10 protein-coding genes and 2 tRNA genes are annotated in these 19,437 nt (G+C 42.7%); 7 read left to right on the top strand and 5 right to left on the bottom strand.

Features of this window, described 5'->3' with window-relative positions; genetic code table 11:
• Positions 1-14 precede the first annotated feature (14 nt).
• From ACSX1H_RS10600 to ACSX1H_RS10590, 3 genes are all read right to left on the bottom strand, one after another.
• Positions 15-1,535, bottom strand: a complete 1,521-nt coding sequence (locus tag ACSX1H_RS10600; RefSeq protein ID WP_439183843.1) for a RagB/SusD family nutrient uptake outer membrane protein — start codon at positions 1,533-1,535, stop codon at positions 15-17.
• 20 nt (positions 1,536-1,555) lie between these two features.
• Positions 1,556-4,699 (bottom strand): SusC/RagA family TonB-linked outer membrane protein, encoded by a 3,144-nt coding sequence (locus ACSX1H_RS10595; RefSeq protein ID WP_439183842.1) that lies wholly within the window; start codon positions 4,697-4,699, stop codon positions 1,556-1,558.
• Positions 4,700-4,979: 280 nt separating this feature from the next.
• Positions 4,980-7,877 carry a ligand-binding sensor domain-containing protein gene (locus ACSX1H_RS10590; protein WP_439183841.1) on the bottom strand — a complete coding sequence of 966 codons (2,898 nt, stop codon included), beginning with the start codon at positions 7,875-7,877 and terminating at the stop codon, positions 4,980-4,982.
• A gap of 289 nt (positions 7,878-8,166) precedes the next feature.
• Between ACSX1H_RS10590 and ACSX1H_RS10585 the strand changes: the two genes are divergently transcribed.
• From ACSX1H_RS10585 to ACSX1H_RS10560, 6 genes are all read left to right on the top strand, one after another.
• Positions 8,167-8,724 (top strand): RNA polymerase sigma factor, encoded by a 558-nt coding sequence (locus ACSX1H_RS10585; protein ID WP_439183840.1) that lies wholly within the window; start codon positions 8,167-8,169, stop codon positions 8,722-8,724.
• 177 nt (positions 8,725-8,901) lie between these two features.
• Entirely contained in the window at positions 8,902-10,068 is a 1,167-nt protein-coding gene (locus ACSX1H_RS10580; protein WP_439183839.1) for a FecR family protein, read from the top strand.
• A gap of 89 nt (positions 10,069-10,157) precedes the next feature.
• Positions 10,158-13,490 (top strand): TonB-dependent receptor, encoded by a 3,333-nt coding sequence (locus tag ACSX1H_RS10575; protein WP_439183838.1) that lies wholly within the window; start codon positions 10,158-10,160, stop codon positions 13,488-13,490.
• Positions 13,491-13,505: 15 nt separating this feature from the next.
• Positions 13,506-14,972 (top strand): RagB/SusD family nutrient uptake outer membrane protein, encoded by a 1,467-nt coding sequence (locus ACSX1H_RS10570; protein ID WP_439183837.1) that lies wholly within the window; start codon positions 13,506-13,508, stop codon positions 14,970-14,972.
• A 165-nt stretch (positions 14,973-15,137) separates the two neighbouring features.
• Positions 15,138-16,250 (top strand): redoxin domain-containing protein, encoded by a 1,113-nt coding sequence (locus tag ACSX1H_RS10565; protein WP_439183836.1) that lies wholly within the window; start codon positions 15,138-15,140, stop codon positions 16,248-16,250.
• Positions 16,251-16,286: 36 nt separating this feature from the next.
• Positions 16,287-17,462, top strand: coding sequence for a thioredoxin family protein (locus ACSX1H_RS10560; protein WP_439183835.1), 1,176 nt, complete (start codon positions 16,287-16,289; stop codon positions 17,460-17,462).
• Between the two features lie 554 nt (positions 17,463-18,016).
• Here the strand turns inward: ACSX1H_RS10560 and ACSX1H_RS10555 are convergent.
• Positions 18,017-18,088: transfer RNA gene (locus tag ACSX1H_RS10555), tRNA-Arg, on the bottom strand.
• A 196-nt stretch (positions 18,089-18,284) separates the two neighbouring features.
• Between ACSX1H_RS10555 and ACSX1H_RS10550 the strand changes: the two genes are divergently transcribed.
• A complete protein-coding gene (locus ACSX1H_RS10550) occupies positions 18,285-19,292 on the top strand; it encodes a DUF481 domain-containing protein (RefSeq protein WP_439183834.1) in 1,008 nt (335 codons plus the stop codon).
• A 55-nt stretch (positions 19,293-19,347) separates the two neighbouring features.
• Here the strand turns inward: ACSX1H_RS10550 and ACSX1H_RS10545 are convergent.
• Positions 19,348-19,420: transfer RNA gene (locus ACSX1H_RS10545), tRNA-Met, on the bottom strand.
• Between the last annotated feature and the right edge of the window lie 17 nt (positions 19,421-19,437).

Below are 19,437 nucleotides of genomic sequence, written 5' to 3'. Positions count from 1 at the left end.
TTCAGTTTAGCTAATTAGTTATACCCTTGGTTTTGAACCAACTTCAAGTCTCCTTCTGTTTTGTCGATTTCCGACTGAGGTATCGGCAGATACTTCATGTAATCGGCCCATGTACGATTAGAAGAAAATTCTGGGATGTTTTCTGATAGAATATCAGCTTCGCCCCAGCGTACCAAATCCCAAAAACGCATACCTTCACCAATAAACTCACGACGACGCTCGAGCTTAATGTTATCAACACTAGCCACTACAGACTCTAATCCTGCTCGCTGGCGAATATCATCCAACGCACTCTGAGCTGTTTTAGCACCCGCTGCTACACCATGTACTACTTCCAACTCGGCAATATTTAGTAGAGCCTCTGCATAACGGAAAATGCGTACGTTATTTTCAAAGTTCAAGTCTGCGGTATAAGGAGCATCGGCATAATCAGCACGAGCCGCGTATTTGGCCATAAAGTAACCCGTGTTCTGGAAACGTTTAGTGTAGGTTCCATCAGCAAACTGATTGATAGAAGCGGCTAAGCGCTTATCGCCTTCTTCGAAGATGCCAACCACTTCAGAACGCACCGGACCAAAGCCCCAGCCTCCTTCGTAAAAATCAGCACCGGAAAGCAAGTCCTCACCGTCTAACTCATTGGGTGAGATAAAACGTGGCAGGTTGGTGCCAAACCCTGTCCAGGCTTCACCCCAGTCTTTTCCCTCGGGTAAATGGTTGGCTTCAAAAATAGACTCCGGACCAAACTCTCCTTCACGCGCCCAAATGCTGGCATAATCAGGTAAACTGTAACCGCCTTCACTCACGATTGACTGCATATCAGCCATCACCTCGGCATACTTAGCCACATCCTTCTGGTACATTACCACGCGCGCTTTTAACATCATGGCTGCTGCACGCGTTGCACGCCCATCGTTAGATGAATTGGTGTTCATAGGCAAAACGCCTTCGGCTGTTGCAACGGTCAGGTCTTCCATAAGTTCTGCATAAATCTCATCAGCACTGAACTGACGCGCCATGTATGGTTCTTCCAGGTCTTCTTCGAAATAGGGAATATTTCCCCAGAATTTCCATAGCCAATGCACGTAGTAGGCACGCAGAAAGTGTGCTTCTGCTTTGTACATTGCCAGCTTCTCTTCATCCACATCCACTGCATTTTCACAAGCAATGATAACGTTGTTTGCACGGCTTAATCCGCTGTAATAGATGTTCCACAAACCGGTAGGTACATCATTCGACTCCAGGGTGAATTGAGAAAGGCGATATAAAGCTGCCTGGTCACCGGCATCACCACCACCCTTAAAAATATCGTCGGAACGTAGATCAGACATCAAAGGCACACTGTTGAACTGAAAATCGGCATAACTATCAAATAAGAGTATCTGATAGGTAGCACCCAGGTTAGCTACAATAGCCCCTTCGGTTGCTGGTCCACCTGCCTCTTGAGAAGAGGTTGGCTGAACAGTCAGAAAATCGTCGCTACACGCAGTAAAACCAATTAGTGCAGCTAAGAATAATGATTTAATATATTTAGTCATAATAAACATCTTTAATCAGATTAGAAAGTAATGTTGGCACCAATTGAGATTGTTCTCGATTGCGGGTAGATACCTCTGTCAATACCTATTGTGGTGTAATCACCAGACGCAATTTCAGGATCAAAACCATCATATCCAGTCAGTGTAAATAAGTTTTCACCCATCACATAAATTCGGCATCGGCTGATGTAATTATTAAGAACAGACTGAGGGATGTTATAACCAATTTGTAATGTTTTAAGTCGCAAATACGATCCATCTTTTACATACAGGTCAGATGATACCCAGTTATCGTTGTAGTTTTTAGAAGTCAGGCGAGGAATGGTATTTGATGTTCCTTCACCCGTCCAGCGATCCAGAATCCAGGCCGGACGATTCATCATTGGAATATCGCCACGTGTTGAAAAGTCGAAGATATCGTTACCAAGACTTCCCTGGAAGAAGGCCGTCATATCAAACCCTTTGTACTCGGCTCCCAGGTTAAGACCAAAGGTCCAATCGGGCATCCCTTTACCAATTTTGGTACGGTCATCGGTATCAAGGCCATTACCATTTAAATCAACAAACTTCACATCGCCAGGCTTAGCATTTGGCTGAATCATCACTGTCTGTCCTTGATCATTCACGTAAGTGTAGTTGTTAATTTCGGCCTGATTCTGGAAAATACCAGCTGTTTTATAGCCATAGAAATAGGGGAATACTTCGCCGTTTTTACCTTTTACAAAATCACCAACACCAGAGGCACCGCCACTTTCGTAGACTGTCTCACCCGACTCGTTACCCAAATTGATCAGCTCGTTTTTAAGGTACGATGCATTGGCTCCAATACTATACTTAAAATCACCAATACTGTTCTTATAAGAGATTTCAAATTCCAAACCTCGGTTCTCCATATCACCAGTGTTGGCAATAGGGGCACCCTTGCCATTATAACTTGGTATTGGCTGATCCATTAACATGCCATTGGTTTTCTTCACATAGTAGTCAAAACCAAATAACAATGCACTGTTGAAAAAACGAGCGTCGAAACCAATGTCTAACTGCTCGGACTCTTCCCAGATAACATAAGGGTTCGCAATGCGCGAAGGACTGCTACCGTATTGCATGTACTGATTGTCGCCACTGCCAAAGTAGTAGTTTTGATTGCCATCCATTAAACTGGTATAGGCAAATGCCCCAATATTTTCGTTACCGTTAACCCCCCAACTGGCTCGCAGTTTCAGGTAGGTAAACCAGTTTGGACGTCCATCCATAAAACTTTCGTTCGTCACGTTCCATCCACCGGAAACAGAAGGGAATGTGGCCCATTTGTTTTCAGGTCCGAAATTCGATGAACCATCGCGACGCACAGTTAACTGAATCATGTAACGCTCATCGTAGTTATAATCCAAACGACCAAAGTAAGAAGCCAGTGTTTTTGCACTTACCCCATCGGTTCCTCCAGCCGTTCTTTCGTCATCACGGTCGGCCGTTGCATAATCAATTACGGCTTTAGCCGGATCTTCTTCCAACAGGTCGTAATCATCGCCATACAAATGACGTGAAGTATACTCTTGCGCCGATTGCCCAACCAGCACGCCTAAATTATGTTTCTCAGCAAATGTTTTATTGTAGCTCAGCGTGTTCTCCACCTGCCAGGTAAAGCCGCGGTGCATATTTGACCATACGGTGCTTCTGGTATAGTCTTTACCTTGTGAAGCCAGGAAATGTGGGAAACGGTAGCCATCACCTCCCCAAAAAGCTAAATCGACACCATAACTACTTTTAAACTTTAGCCCTTCGTATAATTCGAGCTCGCCCCAGAAGTTGGCAACAATCTTATCAGAGTTATCCTGATTATTTTCAGGTGCGTTCAACATAGCCACAGGGTTAGCAATTTCCTGGAATCCTGAAGGTGGCAAGGAGAATACACGACCATTCTTATCCTTTACAGCGGTTGGTCGTGCGGCCAAAACGCCATCAGGGTCGGTTGCATAAACAGGTATAGATGGATTAAATGCCAGAGCACTACCCAGGATAGAACCAAACTCAGAGTTGGTTTCGATACCTGATGAAACCACGCGCGAATAACCAGCGGTTACACCAATTTTCAGGTTAGACACAAACATGCGGTCATAGTCAAAAGCTTCATACGTATTATTGGTACGCACACTGTAACGCTCGAAGTTAGAACGATCGTAGTTACCTCCTACGATACCTTCCTGGTTAAAATATCCGAATGACAAAAAGTAGGATACATTATCACTACCTCCGTGCAAACTCACCTGGTGGTTCTGAACGGGAGCATCATAGTTAAATGTGGCATCCTGCCAGTCTGTTCCCACACCGGCTGCTGCTACCTGCTCAGCTGAATAAGGCGCTTTGTTCCCATCATTCAAGGCTATTTCATTCATGACAACCATGTACTCTTCAGCATTTAGCACTGAACGCTTCTTCCAGGGGTTCTGCCACCCATAGGAGAAATCGTAACTGATAGTAGCTTTACCTTTCTTTCCTTTTTTGGTAGTTACCAACACAACACCGTTGGCGGCCCTTGCTCCGTAGATGGCAGCTGACGCCGCATCCTTTAGGACTTCAACCGATTCAATATCAGCCGGGTTCAGGTAATTAATCCCACCATTAACAGCCATTCCATCAACAATGTATAATGGATCACTATTGTTAACAGTACCAATTCCCCGGATTCGCACTTTAGACTCTGCGCCAGGCTGACCAGAACTTTGTGTAATCTGCACACCCGATACGCGTCCTTTCAGCACATCCTCCACTCTCGAGGGCGTACTGGACTCCAAATCTTCAGCTGACACACTACTAATGGCTGCGGTGACAACACTTTTCTTTTGCACCCCATAACCAATTACCACAACTTCATCCAGGTCAGTTAATTCTTCTTCCATAATAATATTAATGGTAGAAGAGCTAACAGTCACTTCCTGTGATGTCATTCCTATAAACGAGAATACAATTACATCGCCCATGTTAGCTTGTAAAGTATAATCACCGTCAATGGTCGTAATTGTTCCAACGGTTGTGCCTTTAAGTACGACACTCACTCCCGGAACCGGAGCCCCGTCAGTACCCGTTACTTTTCCAGAAACGGTTATTTCTTGTGCCTGACCAGTCAGTGTCAGCAGAAAGAAAATAATCCCCAATACGTGTTTCATAATAAATGGATTTTAATGATTCAATGACACAAACTTACGCCCGCAATGTTAATTAATACTAATTTTTTGCTACACATTAAACTCTCACAGCACCTCACAATAACTCACTAAAAACTCACATCAGAAATCCCACAGCACTATTTATTAGATATTTAGAAAATATCGTAGAAAATTATCCACCCCGAGCAGCTACTCACACTTACAAAATACGCACACCTGTTTAAAAGGACATTTATTAACACTTAATAAAGAAACTTTTCTCAAGGCTCTTTCTTCGTGATTAAATACTGTTAATGTACCTGGAAAGGTTTTCGCCTGAATCAAGGCCCAGGTTTTGACGCAGGCGATAGCGATTGTTTTCGATGGCCCGATAGGATACATTCATGATAACTGCTATTTCTTTTGACGACATACCCATGCGAATATAGGCGCACAGCTTTTGTTCCTTAGAGCTCAAATCGGGGTGTTTAGCTTTTAAGCGCTTTAGAAAATCCTCGTGCACCTGCTCCAGATGCAACTCAAATACCTCCCAATGACTTTCACTATCCAAATCTTTGTTAATCTTCTTGATTAACAAATCTAGCTTGTGAGCAATTTCAGAGGTATCCTTCAATGTTTTAATCCTGGTTAGCCGCTCCTTAACAGAGGCCAAAAATTCATTTTTCTGGATAATATTCATGGTCGAATTCGCCAGCTCCTTCTCTTTAAAAAGCATTTCGTTGCGAAGCTTTTCGTTGCGAAGGCGTATCATTTCCTTTTCACTCCGCAAAGCTTCATTCGATAGCTGCTCCTCTCTAACTTTATAGTATTGCCGCTGCCTAATCCTTTCGTTTTGGCGACTTATCTCAATGCGACGGTTAAAAATATATGTCAGAAATGCCACCATCAGTACGATGAGAATGGAGTAGGTAATTTTTGCGTAAACAGTACGGTACCAGGGGGGCAAAACGCTGAACCTGAACGACAGGGGCATGGCTTCCACACCATAGCGATTGATGGCTTTTACAGTAAAAGTATAATCCCCTTCTTTTAGTTTAGAGTACTGCACAAAGGGCTGTGTTGACCACTCAGAAACCTGCACATCAGGTCCGGACAAACGGGTGGCATACTGCACTTCCGCATCCTGATAAAATGTTGCTGCATAATGAATTTCAAACGCATTTTTCTTAAACTGATACGCTGGAATTAATTGTTGTTGCACCTCACGATCCTCTCGCTGATGCAACACATATTCCACACTATCACTCGCGCCCTTAAAGGAACGCAGGTGCACTTTAAAAGGCAGTCGAAAGTTGCTGTTATCCTGAGCATAATAGTGGGCAAACCCATCTTCAATTCCAAAAAACACATTATTGTCATTAACAAAAACAGACTCAAAGGCCGACACCAACTTCTGTTCCAATGGAATAAAAGGAAAAACGATTTTCTTATAACTGCCATCTTCAAGGCGCCTTAACACGCCTGTTTTATTGTTTATAAAGAACCAAATATTCCCATTTTTATCTGCAATGAGCTTATCCGGATAACTCCCTGGTTCGAAAAAGGCTTTGTAGCTTTCATCAACTCCACCAATACCTTCAGAGTTAATCTGGTAGTAGCCCTCCTTTCCAGTAAACAATAATCTTCCGTTAACTTTAGACACAATGCCTGTTTTATTATTAGGAAACTCACTAAAAGAATACTCCTTTACCGACGTAACAGACTCATAGTCGCTGCTAAATGTTAATTGAAATATTCCCAACTCACCATGAGACACCCAAAGCTTTCCCATTTGGTCCCATTCGGCATACCGCGAAGATTCAGAGAAACCCTCCACCTGACCTTTATAGCGCCACACCCCTCCCTCACGTTGCAACCTGACAAGACCGTAATAAGTGCCTGCCAGCATCAAATCTGGTTGTTCGGGAATTTTTATAAAATTCCATACTCCATTGACCGAAGAAGGCGTTATCGACACAGCTTTGCCATTATTAATCGAAAAAATTCCGGCATCATGCCCACAAAGCAAACCCGTATCATCATGGAAAATGGACCATACCTGTCCTTCCGTTCCTCTAATTTTTTTGAAATGGTTACGTCCTTTTAAGGGGTTATAAAAATCTTCTTCCTCGATGGAGAACAGCCCCTGATTGGTTCCAAAAAAATAACGTCCTCTATAATAGTCCATCACGTAACCCGTCCCCAAATCGTAGTAACCGTTTAAAAAAGAAATACCCGACTTAAGGTTGATGCGACCAATCCCATTATCTAAACCACACCAAATGCTTCCTTCTTTGTCAACAAACAAACTAAGAACCGTATTATTAACCAAGCCCTTATCTTTATCGACCTGCATAACGAGCCGCCCTTCCATATCCGTGATAAAGACGCCTCTTTGAATGGTTCCAAACACCAGATATTCGCCATTGTAGGATGCTCCACAAAAGATATTGGCAGCTTTGAGCCGCTCGTTGACCTCCACCTCCCAGGGGGTAAAGGACTGTAAATCCCAAATAAATACTCCTGACTTACTGGTACCAATTGCTATTTTCCCTTCGTTAATGGCTAAAATTGATGACACATTTTTACCGGCAAACACCTGACCTCCTGGCAAAGGATAGGCGCTAACACCTCGCACTTCCATTAATCCCTGTGCCTCATCCTGAACCAACAGCATTCCATTAACCAGAAAAACAGAAATAAACCTCGAACGGGCGGGAATGAGTTCTAACAGCTGATCATTTTCGAAAATACAAAGACCCGCCTGTGAATGAAAAACCACTTTGTCTCCCCATTCCAAAATTGTCCAAATATTACCAATATTTCTCAGTTCGGGGTGAACCGATAAACTGGTATAGGAAAAATGGTGCAACGAATCATATTGAAAATACCCAAACTCATTGTATCCACCCGCATAAATCCTGTCATCTATACACTTTACACTTCGCACTATAATATCTCCCATATTTTTATGCAAGCGCCAGTTCACACCGTCATATTCCAGCAAACCATCATTATTACCAAAGTAAAGTAAGTCACTGTTGCTTTGACTGATTTTCCAGTTTTGCGTAGCAGCCTGATACTGCCGACGGTTAAAATACTCCAGCTCAGGGATCCCAAATTTTTGAGCCACAGCGGCCGGTAATATAAAAAGGAAAAAGAATACTAATACTGACAGGTAAATGGAAACTCTTTTCATAAATCTTTGGAACAGTAAATGATTTCTGGTGAATTCCGAAATTACAAGTAAAGCCTTAAATCTCCAAGCATTTATAGGAAGCAATAAGCCTGCACAAACAAGCTTAATTATACCTACTTCACCCTGGCAATCGAGCATTTCAGAATTTATAATATTAATTAACAAACAAACACAATTGATTGTTAGGCAGATACAGACTCACATTTGATGTAACAAGCGTTAAAACAAGGATAGAAGGCGATCGCTGCCCATTTGATTATTTCGTCCGAATGCTTAGTTTTGTTGCAGGATGGGCGAAAGTGATGGGGATATCATATCGAGGTTGAAAAAGGGTGACGAATCTGGCTTACGTCTCCTTTTTGACAATTACTACAAGCCCCTGTGCTTATTTGCCCTCAGATACATCGACTCCTTTGATAAATCGGAAGACATTGTGCAGGAAGTGTTTATTACTTTTTGGGAGAACAAGAAAGCCGATCAGATTACCTCTACCTTACGCAACTACCTATACAAAGCTGTTAAAAATAATGCGCTAAACTACCTGCGCAGCAACAGCCGCTACCGCCTGGAGGCCATTAATGAGGAGCTGGAACTGATGGTTGAAGTACCGGACGATGAACAGCACGAAGACCTGGAAGAAAAACGTGAACGCCTGTTTGCTGAAATAGACAAACTATCTCCCCAGGCTAAAGCAGTATTCGAAAGCGTTATAATTGGCAGCATGAAATACAAAGAAGTGGCGGAAGAAATGGGCATTTCAGTCAATACCGTTAAGACCACCCTTTCAAGAGCCCTTAAACGCTTGCGAACTTCGCTGAACATGCTACTTTGTATTATCCTGCACTAAATAGGAGAAATCCTGCCAAACTCTAGTAATAAACAGTAACCTTAATTGCTCATTAACTTTAAAACCAAAAGTCAATATTCCCCCAAAAGTGAAAAATGTGATTTTTTTCCAGAAAACATGTCACCCATTTTCACTTCTTTGCATCAAAGCATCGGGGAAGTAACCTAAATTCGAAAAATGGCTATAAAAGATTCAGAGATACTCGACTGGGTAATTAAATACCAGAAAGGCCACATGTCTAAAGAAGAGCAAGCCGCCTTAGAAGCGTGGCTGCAGCTAGATGCTACTCATAAAGAGCGCTTTACTGATACGTGCAGGCTTTATGGCAAAGCACGTGGTCTGGCTCTGCTAAAGGTTATAAAAAAAGAACAGGCCTGGAAAAAAATCCACCAGCGAATAACGATCCCCAAAAAACGAAGCATCCCCGCCTGGGTATACAATGCGGCGGTTATTGCCGGTTTGTTATTGGCATCAGCATGGTATGTGGCGTATGAACTATCGAAAGTAAAACCTACCCACAAGTACGATTTCGAAGCCATGGCCGAAACGGGTGAACGACGCGCTACGCTCACATTAGCCGATGGTTCCAGATGTGTGCTAAGCGATGAGGGAGAGCAGGTTTTTGATGAAAAAGATGGCACAACCATCACTAAGGACTCGGCCAACAACCTAAAGTATCAGCCCGACGAACTACAAACAAAGGAATTAATATACAATGAAGTAGAAGTGCCTCGGGCCGGGGAGTATTCCTTAATACTGGCCGATGGCACGAAAGTATGGCTGAATGCAGACTCAAAATTACGCTTCCCCGTTCGTTTCAGCTCCGGCAAGCGACAGGTTGAGCTCACTGGCGAAGCCTATTTTGAAGTGGTAACTAATCCTCAGGAGCCTTTCATTGTGCAGGTTAACGACTGTGAAATAGAAGTGTTAGGTACAAAGTTCAACATATCAGGTTATAATGACCAGGCATTTGTTGCTACCACGTTACTGGAGGGAAGTGTAAAGGTAAACTACCTGAAGGATAGCCAAGTTTTGGAACCTGGCCAACAGTCGGTTACGGTTAAAGGGCAAGATGGTATCAAAATACAGGAAGTTGATGCAGCAATGACAATGGCCTGGGTAAATGGGGTATTTGAGTTTGAAAATAAAGATTTGGAATATATATGTGATCAGCTAGGACGGTGGTATAACGTCAATTTCTTTTTTACCAAACCACACCAAAGAAATATCCGCTTTACCGGCGCCGTTAAAAAGGATGAAAGCATTCAGTATGCTATCGACTTAATTGAACGGATTACAGATGTGAAATTTAAAATTGAAGGAGACTATATCGTAATTGAATAAAGAAAAGGCAGGAAATAGTACCAGTATCTCCTGCCCTACAAATACGTTGCATATAAGCAACATTATTTATAAAATCTAATAACAAAAGTATGAAAAAAAAACACAGATGGGAGTGTAACACCCCTCCCATTAGCAAATTTATGCGTGTTATGAAATTGAGTGTATTGCTCTTACTTGTTTTCACCTTGCAAGTATCTGCTAAAAGCAGTGCGCAAAAGGTTCAGTTAAACAGCAAAGGCCAAAATTTAAAAACGGTACTGAAAGAGCTAAAAAAACAAACAGGTTACTACATCATGTACAACGAAAAAGATGTAGACAACAACCTCAAAGTGGATATAGACGTAAATGGTGCGACTCTGGAACAAGCCTTGCAAGAAATACTGGAAGGCCTGCCATTGCAGTACAGCATTATTGACGATTATATTTTAATCAGAAAAAAGGCAGTTGAGGCGCCTGTTGAAAGCACACAACAAGAAAAAAAGGTCATCACCGGTTCAGTAATTGACGAAAGTGGTGAGCCTATTCCAGGTGCTAACGTTTTTGTAAAAGGTACGCAAATTGGTACCATTACAGACTTTAACGGACAGTACAGCCTGGAAATGCCGGCAGAAAGTGACGTGTTGATTTTTTCATTCATCGGAATGGAAACTCAAGAACATGCTTTGGTTGGACAAAAAATCATTAATGTAACGCTGGCATCTATCGTTAACAACGTAAACGAAGTAGTTGTAGTTGGTTACGGTACTACGAAAGTGCGCGATTTAACAGGTTCAGTAGCCAGCATTGCTGAAAAAGACCTGGAGGTTAAAAACGTGGCTTCAGCGGCTTCACTGCTTCAGAACATGGCAGCAGGTGTTAGCGTTAGTGGTAACACAGGTCGCCCAGGCGAAATTGTGCGTATCAGGGTGCGTGGTGCTACTTCCCTTACCGGAGCTAACGACCCATTGTACGTGATCGACGGTGTACCAAGCGACGATCCCGAAGTGCTGAACTCCATTTCGCCAACAGACATTGCCACTTTCGATGTACTGAAAGATGCCTCGGCCTCGGCCATTTATGGCTCACGTGCCTCCAATGGTGTGGTGTTAATTACCACTAAAAGAGGACGACAAAATGAAAAAGCCAAGTTCAATGTCAACTACAATGGTTCACACGATTCACAAATCAAGAACTTCACCATACTGGATGGCGACCAGTTCAGGGCGTATGTTACCGATGTGGCCGAAAAAACTTTGGTGGTTGATCCCGGAAACAGAACAGCAACAAGCATTTTAAATCCGGACGATCGCTATTTGGGTACTGAAAACACGGATTGGTTTGATGAAGTAAAGCAAACAGCTCGTCGTCACAATGTCGATTTATCAGTACGAGGTGGTAGCGAAAACGTGACCTATTTTGTATCAGGAAGCATGATGGACCATCAGGGAATGGTGGTAAACGATGACATGAAACGTTACTCAGGCCGCGTTAACCTGGGCATCGACATCAACCCATTCTTCCGCATTGGTACCAACATGAATGTGTCTTACATCCGTTCGAACCAATCGGGCACCTCTATGTTTGCGGCACAGGCTCACCGACCTGACCTACCCATTTATAAGGAGGATGGCGTTACTTTTTACGATGACAACCCGGTGGCGAATTCTACAAAGATTAATGCCTCAGACGAATACCGTTTTGCCGGTACCGTATTTGGCGAACTGGACCTGTATAAAGGTTTGAAATTTAAGTCGAGCTTCTCGGCCAACCAGTCAATGAGCTACAACTATCAGTTTAGTCCAAGCTATTTAAGCTGGAATGATAAAGCTTCAGCCAGTCGTGCCGAAGGACGTTACTATAAAACGGTTTTCGATAATACCCTGAGCTATAACAACACATTCAACGAGGTGCATTCACTTGATTTTGTGGGTGGTATATCCATGGAGGAGCAACAAAGCCAATCGGCTTACCTGTCAAAAACAGGTTTCCCAATGGATGAAATCTACATCAATGTATCGGGCGGAACCGATTTTAATAGAGCATCCGATAGCAAGACTGAAAGAGGATTGTTCTCTTCATTTGCCAGGTTGAACTATAAATACAACGACAAATACATGATGACCTTTACCGGACGTTACGATGGTTCTTCCATGTTTGGTAAAAACAACCGCTACGGATTCTTCCCGTCAGGAGCCCTTGCATGGCGCATCAACAAGGAACCATTTTTGCAGAATGTAAACGCCATCAACGACCTGAAACTGAAAGTATCAGCAGGTAAAACAGGTATCCAGAACCTTTCGAGCTACTCCAACCGCGATTTATACAAGGCTGCCAAGTACAATGACAAGCCCGGCATTGAGCATTCGCAAATTGGTAATAAAGACATCCAATGGGAGTTATCAACCCAATATGATGTAGGTATTGATTTTGCTTTGTTCAACTACTGGCTATCGGGCTCACTGGGCTATTACGTTAAAGATACCGAAGGCCTAATCCGCGAGTTTTCATTCCCGTCGAGCATGGCAGTTCCCAACATGTACTACAATGTTGGTGCTGTAAAAAACCAGGGATTCGAATTGTTCATTAAATCGAAAATTATCAACCGGGGCGATGTTAAATGGGACATTGGCGTTAACCTGGCGACCAACAAAAATGAGGTAACCAACCTTGAAAAAGAAGGTGCTGTTGAAAACTCAAGCGGCACAATTGTGCAAGGCACCGGCGCTCAGGTTTTAGCCATAGGCCATCCGATGGGCGCATTTTTTGGTTATGAGTACAATGGCATCATCCAAAGCCAGGAGCGCATTGACGAACTGAACCAATTGGCTATCGCGAACGGTTTTTCTACCTATAATGGTGAACTGTTCCCAGGTAACCTTGAAATGAGAGATTTGAATGGTGATGGACGCATTGATCAGAAAGATAAAACAATCATTGGTAATCCGGATCCGGATTTGTTTGGAGGTATTAACACTACCTTCTCCTACAAACGTCTGGATGTAATGGCTAACTTTGGTTTCCAGATTGGCGGCTTAAAACAATATGGTAAAGCCCTTCAAAACATCCCAGGGCAGCTTACTGGTCTGGTTGATTACAACCTGGATAACCGCTGGTCGCCTGACAATACAGACGCATCAATACCTGCCATTTACCTGGAACAAGGTGTAGCTAGCTTTACAGACATTTACCTATATGACGCTTCGTACTTCCGCTTACAGGATTTAAAAATCGCCTACAATCTGCCTGAATACAAAGGGGTAAGTGGCCAGGTGTATGTAACCGGCAGCAACTTGTTTACGCTTACATCCTATCCTGGAACCGATCCGGCAACTGTTAACTCATCTACCTCTGCCTCTAGCTCACTTAGATCATTTGGTGGTAATTACGAAACCAGCTATCCAGGTATCCGTACCTTCTCAGTTGGTTTAAAACTTACCCTTTAGTAAAACTTTTGATACATGAGTAGATTAAATTTTAGAACAATGAAGCACATACATATATTATTAATACTAATGCTGTTTGTGTCTTGTACACCCGACAGTATTCTTGATAAGAAGCCTCCATATGAGGCCGATTTAGATGGTGCTATTACCAATGCCAAAACGGCCGAACTGGCCCTGAATGGTGTTTATGCTAACTTATCAGCTAACGCCTACGATTCGCGCGATATTATTGCAGAGGGCAGTTTTAAAGCCGGCACCATGCGCAAGCCCGAGTGGTGGACACGCGGTAACGCCGTTTGGTATTACGAACGCTTTTGGCCTGTACTTAGCGGCAGTGGAAACACAGAGTGGGAGTACAACTACGCACTCATTAAAAATGCCAACTTTTTACTGTCGGCTATCAATGGCATCAACGATTTTACGGGGAACCGTAAAGAGGAGATTGTCGGTGAGCTGCACTTCTTAAGAGCTTTGGCCTATGAGCGCCTGATGCTTCGTTTTGCAGAGCACTGGGATCTTAACAGCACCTATGGCTTAATCATTCGAAACGATTTGCCTTCGTTAGACAACGTTAAAAAAGAGCGTTCAACAGTGGCTGAGAGCTACCAGGTTATTTTAGACGATTTGGAAGTAGCCATCGCTAAGTGTCCTGAATTCAGCAACTTTATACAGGCCTCTAAACTCGCTGCTAAGGCGCTAAAAACAAGAGTATTGTTTCAAATGGAACAATATACTGACTGTATTACTTTAGCTGATGAAGTAATTGGTAGCAAAAACTCAGGGCTGGCACCTAATTACGCTACCTTGTTTACTGACTTCTCAAGCACCAATGAGCTAATTTTTGCCCGTGCATATGGCCCCTCCGAATCATCGAGCCTTGAGTCGCGCATCAATACGTATAATACTGGTAAATGGGGTCCATCAGGAAGCTACCTGAACCTGGTAGCTGACGATCCGCGCTTCGATGCAATTATTGGTGACGAGGTGGTAGTAGACTACCGCTACGGAATTGAAGGACAGGTATACACCAATCGTACCATCAAAAAATTGGTAAACGCTGCCAACAATTTACCATTGATGTACCTGCGTATGGCAGAAATGTATCTGATTAAAGCGGAAGCAATTTACCGCAATGGAGGCGACTATGCAGCAGCCTATGCGCCAATTGCAGATTTACGTGCTCGTGCTGGTGCACCAGAAGTGCCCCATGCAACTCAAGCAGAAATTGAAGCAGCGATCTGCAACGAATGGCTAATTGAAATGTCGTTCGAAAACGGACATGAGTACTTTGCCCTTCGCCGCTTTGGCATTGACTACCTGCTGGCATCCAACGAGCAGTTAGCCGAAGCCTATCAAAAAGCCATTGACAGTGGCGAAAGCGATGCTGAACAATACCGTGTACGTATGAAAAACAGACGTATTGTTGCCATTCCAACATCGGAAACAAACGTTAATCCAGTGGAACAGAACCCTGGCTACTAATCTGTTTGTCCAGATAAGAATTGTGATATTCAAATAAAGGTTGCATGTACCATGTTTTACAGGTTGGCATGCAACCTTTTTTTTAAAATACAATCATTACCAGCTACTCATTATCAAAGTTGTTGAATGATTCTCCACACATCCATTAATAAATCAAACATTGCTATGATCAATCCAGCACACAAACTACTCTTAGTACTGACATGCTTTGCCCTTTCATTTGCGAGCTGTCAGGAACAAAAGGATACCTATTCTATCGAAGGTCAAATTAAAGGCTATGCCAACGGAAAAGCCTATCTCAAAAAATTTGAGAATAACATCTTTGTAAACATCGATACCGTTGAAATAACCGATGGCCACTTTCAATTTGAAGGAAAAGTTAAAGAACCACAACTGTGCCGCATCTTGGTGGAAGGCTATAAATACCCCATCAAGTATTTTATTTTAGAGCCAGGAAAACTGACTTACCATTCGGAGCTTAGCGGAAACTTCCCTACGGTCCCACAAATAGTGGGCACGCCTTTACAGAATGATTTTACCAACTACCTGGCAAAACGCGACAGCCTCTACCGGGTAGTGCGACCACTCAGCATCAAACTTAAAGACTCACCTGAACTTAAAACTGAACTTAATGCGCAAATACAGGCCTTGCATGAGCAAATGGATGCACTTACCGATTCCATCATCAAGCAGGAAACCAAAACTTTTTTAGGTCTTTACCTAATCCATAACACCTACCTGAGCAGCGGTAATGGCCCATTTTTACAAAAAATGCTTGAACCCTACCAGGCTGCTTTCGCAAATCACAATCTATACAGAACCATTCAGGAACGCATTGATGCCCTGATGGCCATTGCTCCTGGCCAGGTAGCTCCCAATCTTAATCTGGGTGCTTTGGATGGGTCATTCATTGACTTGAATGATTTTAAAGGACAAGTTGTATTGCTCGACTTTTGGGCGTCGTGGTGCGCACCATGCCGCAAAGAAAACCCCAACATTGTAAACCTCTACAAAACATACCATAAAGAGGGCTTGGAAATTATCGGCATCTCGCTGGATAGCAAAAAAGAAAACTGGCAACAGGCTATTAAAGATGATAAACTGGAATGGCACCACATCTGCGAATTTGAAAAGTGGAACAGCCCGCTGGCAAACAGGTATGCCGTTAAGGCCATACCATTTACAGTATTAATAGGCCGCGATGGTAAAATAATAGCAACCGGCTTACACGGACAAGAGTTACATGAGCAGGTGAAAAAAGCCCTCGCAAACAAATAAGCTACACAATACAGATTAATAATTAAATAACTTATTATGAAAAGGTTAAATATATTTCTAATTCTATTTTCGATTACTTTGGGCACTCTGGCCGAGAACCATTCAGGCATGCGCTTTGCCAAAGGATCATTTGAGCAGGCAGTTGATCAGGCCAAAGCCGAGAACAAATTGGTATTTATCGACTTTTACACACAGTGGTGTGGCCCTTGCTTAAACATGGCCGAAGAGGTTTTTCCATTAATGGAGGTTGGTAATCTTTACAACACATATTTTGTGAACATTAAGATTGATGCTGAAACAGAAAGCGGAAAGAAACTGGCTCAAAAGTACGGAGTACGCTCCTATCCGACTTTCTGCTTTATCAACCCCGAAACACTTGAGCTTGTTCACTATTCAAGCTCACGTCAGGACAAAGAAACCTTTTTATACACCGGGAAAGCTGCTATCACCCCAACCCTTCGCTCAACCTACCTGGAGGCTGAGTACAGCAAAGGCAACAGAGAGACCAGCTTCTTAGCTGATTATGCGCAATACCTGGCGTCGAGATACAAGCGTAAGGAACTAAAACTGGTAATTGATGAGATCGTTGCTAAACCCGACTTTTCATTAGCAAAAGAGGCGGACTGGGCCATTTTTGAAAAGCACATCAAAGGGTATGACACGCCTCAATACAAGGAGGTAAGCAAGAACAAAGCAAAATATGTTGCGCTTTACGGCGTGGAGCGAGTTGACCAAAAGCTGTTCAATGAACTGAATTACTGCAATGATTTTAAAGTATTTAAAAAGGTTGCCGATTTCAAGGGGAAAGAATTTTTGGTGAAGAAAAATAAAGCAAACGAAGCGATTAAGGAAGAAGATTTCGAAAAAGCCGACCTCCTGCTATCAGAACTGATGGCTGACCCCATGGGCTTTCAAGCCGAACTATGCCAATTTTTACACTTCAACAGCCGACAAGTTTTTTATAAGGATTATAGCACATTTTGGGTGAACCGCTGCTTAAAATATGCTCAGTACTCGGCCTATTATTCACCAGAGCGTCGCGATCCTGCCATCCACTATGATTATGCAAAAATTTTGGAATATGTTATTAAAAAGAGCTTAACAGACCCTAACTTTTCTATTGCTCAGGATGCCATTGAAGAAACTGGTATTCGCACATCAAAATATTCCATGCGTTCGTTAAAGCTAAAAGCTAAACCAAAACGCAAATAAATTGACTCGTCAAGCTAACATGAAATAGTTGGCTTAAGTAATTACACATATACGATTTTAAATCGTGAACTTAAACCAGAAAAACACATCCTCCCCTTCGTGTTTTTCTGGTTTTTTTTGGCTTTAAAAAGCACATCGCTATTTACTGACAAACAATATAATGAAATAACAGTTGACTGTTGATACCTGTGAGTGACCACCAACCTATTAAACTCAAAACAAAGTCATATTAAACTCATACTAAACTCAAATTAAATTCGATTTTTAATGAATCTAATTTGAGTTTAGTATATAATAACTCTGACTTAATATTGAACTTGTACAATCTCAATTAATAGGATGGTGCATCCATGAATCTAAGAGGATTGGGGGTACATAGATATGAGTATCCTTTCAGTGAATGGTAGAAAAAGTTAACGCCTGTAGCCACATTTTGTAGCTGATTCCGAAAAAAGACAGACAAACGTCAACACGTAGTAAACAATAGTCCAATAAAAAAAGCACCTAAAACTTTCATCTTAAGTGCTTTTCCCTTTCAATTCGACTAGAATATGTGACCTCGGCGGGAATCGAACCCACATCATAGGAACCGGAATCCTACATTCTATCCGTTGAACTACGAGGCCATTTCGGTTCGCAAAGTTAGAAAATTATTTGTATGCATCAATTCCTTTAGTTTAAATCGCAATTTTTCTGCCCAATAAACTGCAGTCGCCCCCTGGCTTTCAGCTATTTTTGAGTAGGAAGAAAACACACAAGTAGCTTGATCAATTTAGAAATACTTTGGATATTGAGTGCTTTAACAAATCCAAACCTACTATTATGAGACTTCTGCTTACTTTTACTGCCTGCCTAATTTGGTCATTAGCACACGCGCAACAGGACACAATAACACTGACAAATAACGATGTGCTAGTGGGGGAAATAAAAGGGCTGAATCAGGGCGTTTTAACCATGGAAACAGATTATAGTGATGCTGATTTTAAAATTGAATGGGAAGGCGTAAAAACAATCCACTCCGAAACATTCTTTCTAATAACCCTCTCGGATGGCAGACGCTTTAATGGCAAGTTAACCACCACCTCAGAAGGTCATGTAGCGATTCACACCGAAACCAATGGTTCCTTCAGCTTTCTGCCCAAAGAAATTGTATTTATGGAATCGGTGGATAAAGGCTTTTGGAGCCGTGCGCATGCCTCTATTGATTTTGGGTGGGACGTAACCAAGGCTAATAATCTGCGGCAGGCATCCTTAAGAAGCAATATTGGCTACCTGGCCGAACGCTGGTCGACCAATGCATATTACAATGCACTCACCTCCAATCAGGACAGTGTAAAAAAGGTCAGTAGAAACGATGCTGGTATTGATTTCAAATACTACTTTCAAAAAAAATGGTTTGCAGTGGCGTCCACCACCTTTCTGGCTAATACTGAGCAAAAACTGATACTGCGAACCAACGGTGGATTGGGCCTCGGCACCTACATCCTGCAAACCAACACAATTCACTGGAATGTTTCTGGCGGAGCCTCTTTCAACAAAGAACAATATGAACTGTCGAGTGAAGACCGCCAAAGCTGGGAAGGGTATGTCGGAACAGATTTGAATATGTTTAACACCGGCGATTTAAGTTTACGTGCAAAAATTGCGGCCTACCCCAGCTTGACTGAATCCGGACGTTGGCGAACAGACTTTGACTTTGATATCAAATATGATCTCCCTAAAGATTTTTACATCAAACTAGGCATTGCCCTTAACTACGATAACCGTCCCATTGAAGGAGCTTCAGAATCGGACTACGTTTTTGCTACGGGATTTGGATGGGAATTATAGAATTCTGCAGAAATAGAAAAAGCCGATGGACAAACTTGTCTATCGGCTTTTCTAGTAGCGGGGGCCCGACTCGAACGGACGACCTTTGGGTTATGAGCCCAACGAGCTACCAACTGCTCCACCCCGCAATATATCTTTATTGCGT

It is taken from the genome of Carboxylicivirga taeanensis (assembly GCF_051851475.1).
In the GTDB taxonomy this organism is placed as follows: Bacteria; Bacteroidota; Bacteroidia; order Bacteroidales; family Marinilabiliaceae; genus Carboxylicivirga; species Carboxylicivirga taeanensis.
This window is presented reverse-complemented; position numbering and strand designations above follow the sequence as displayed.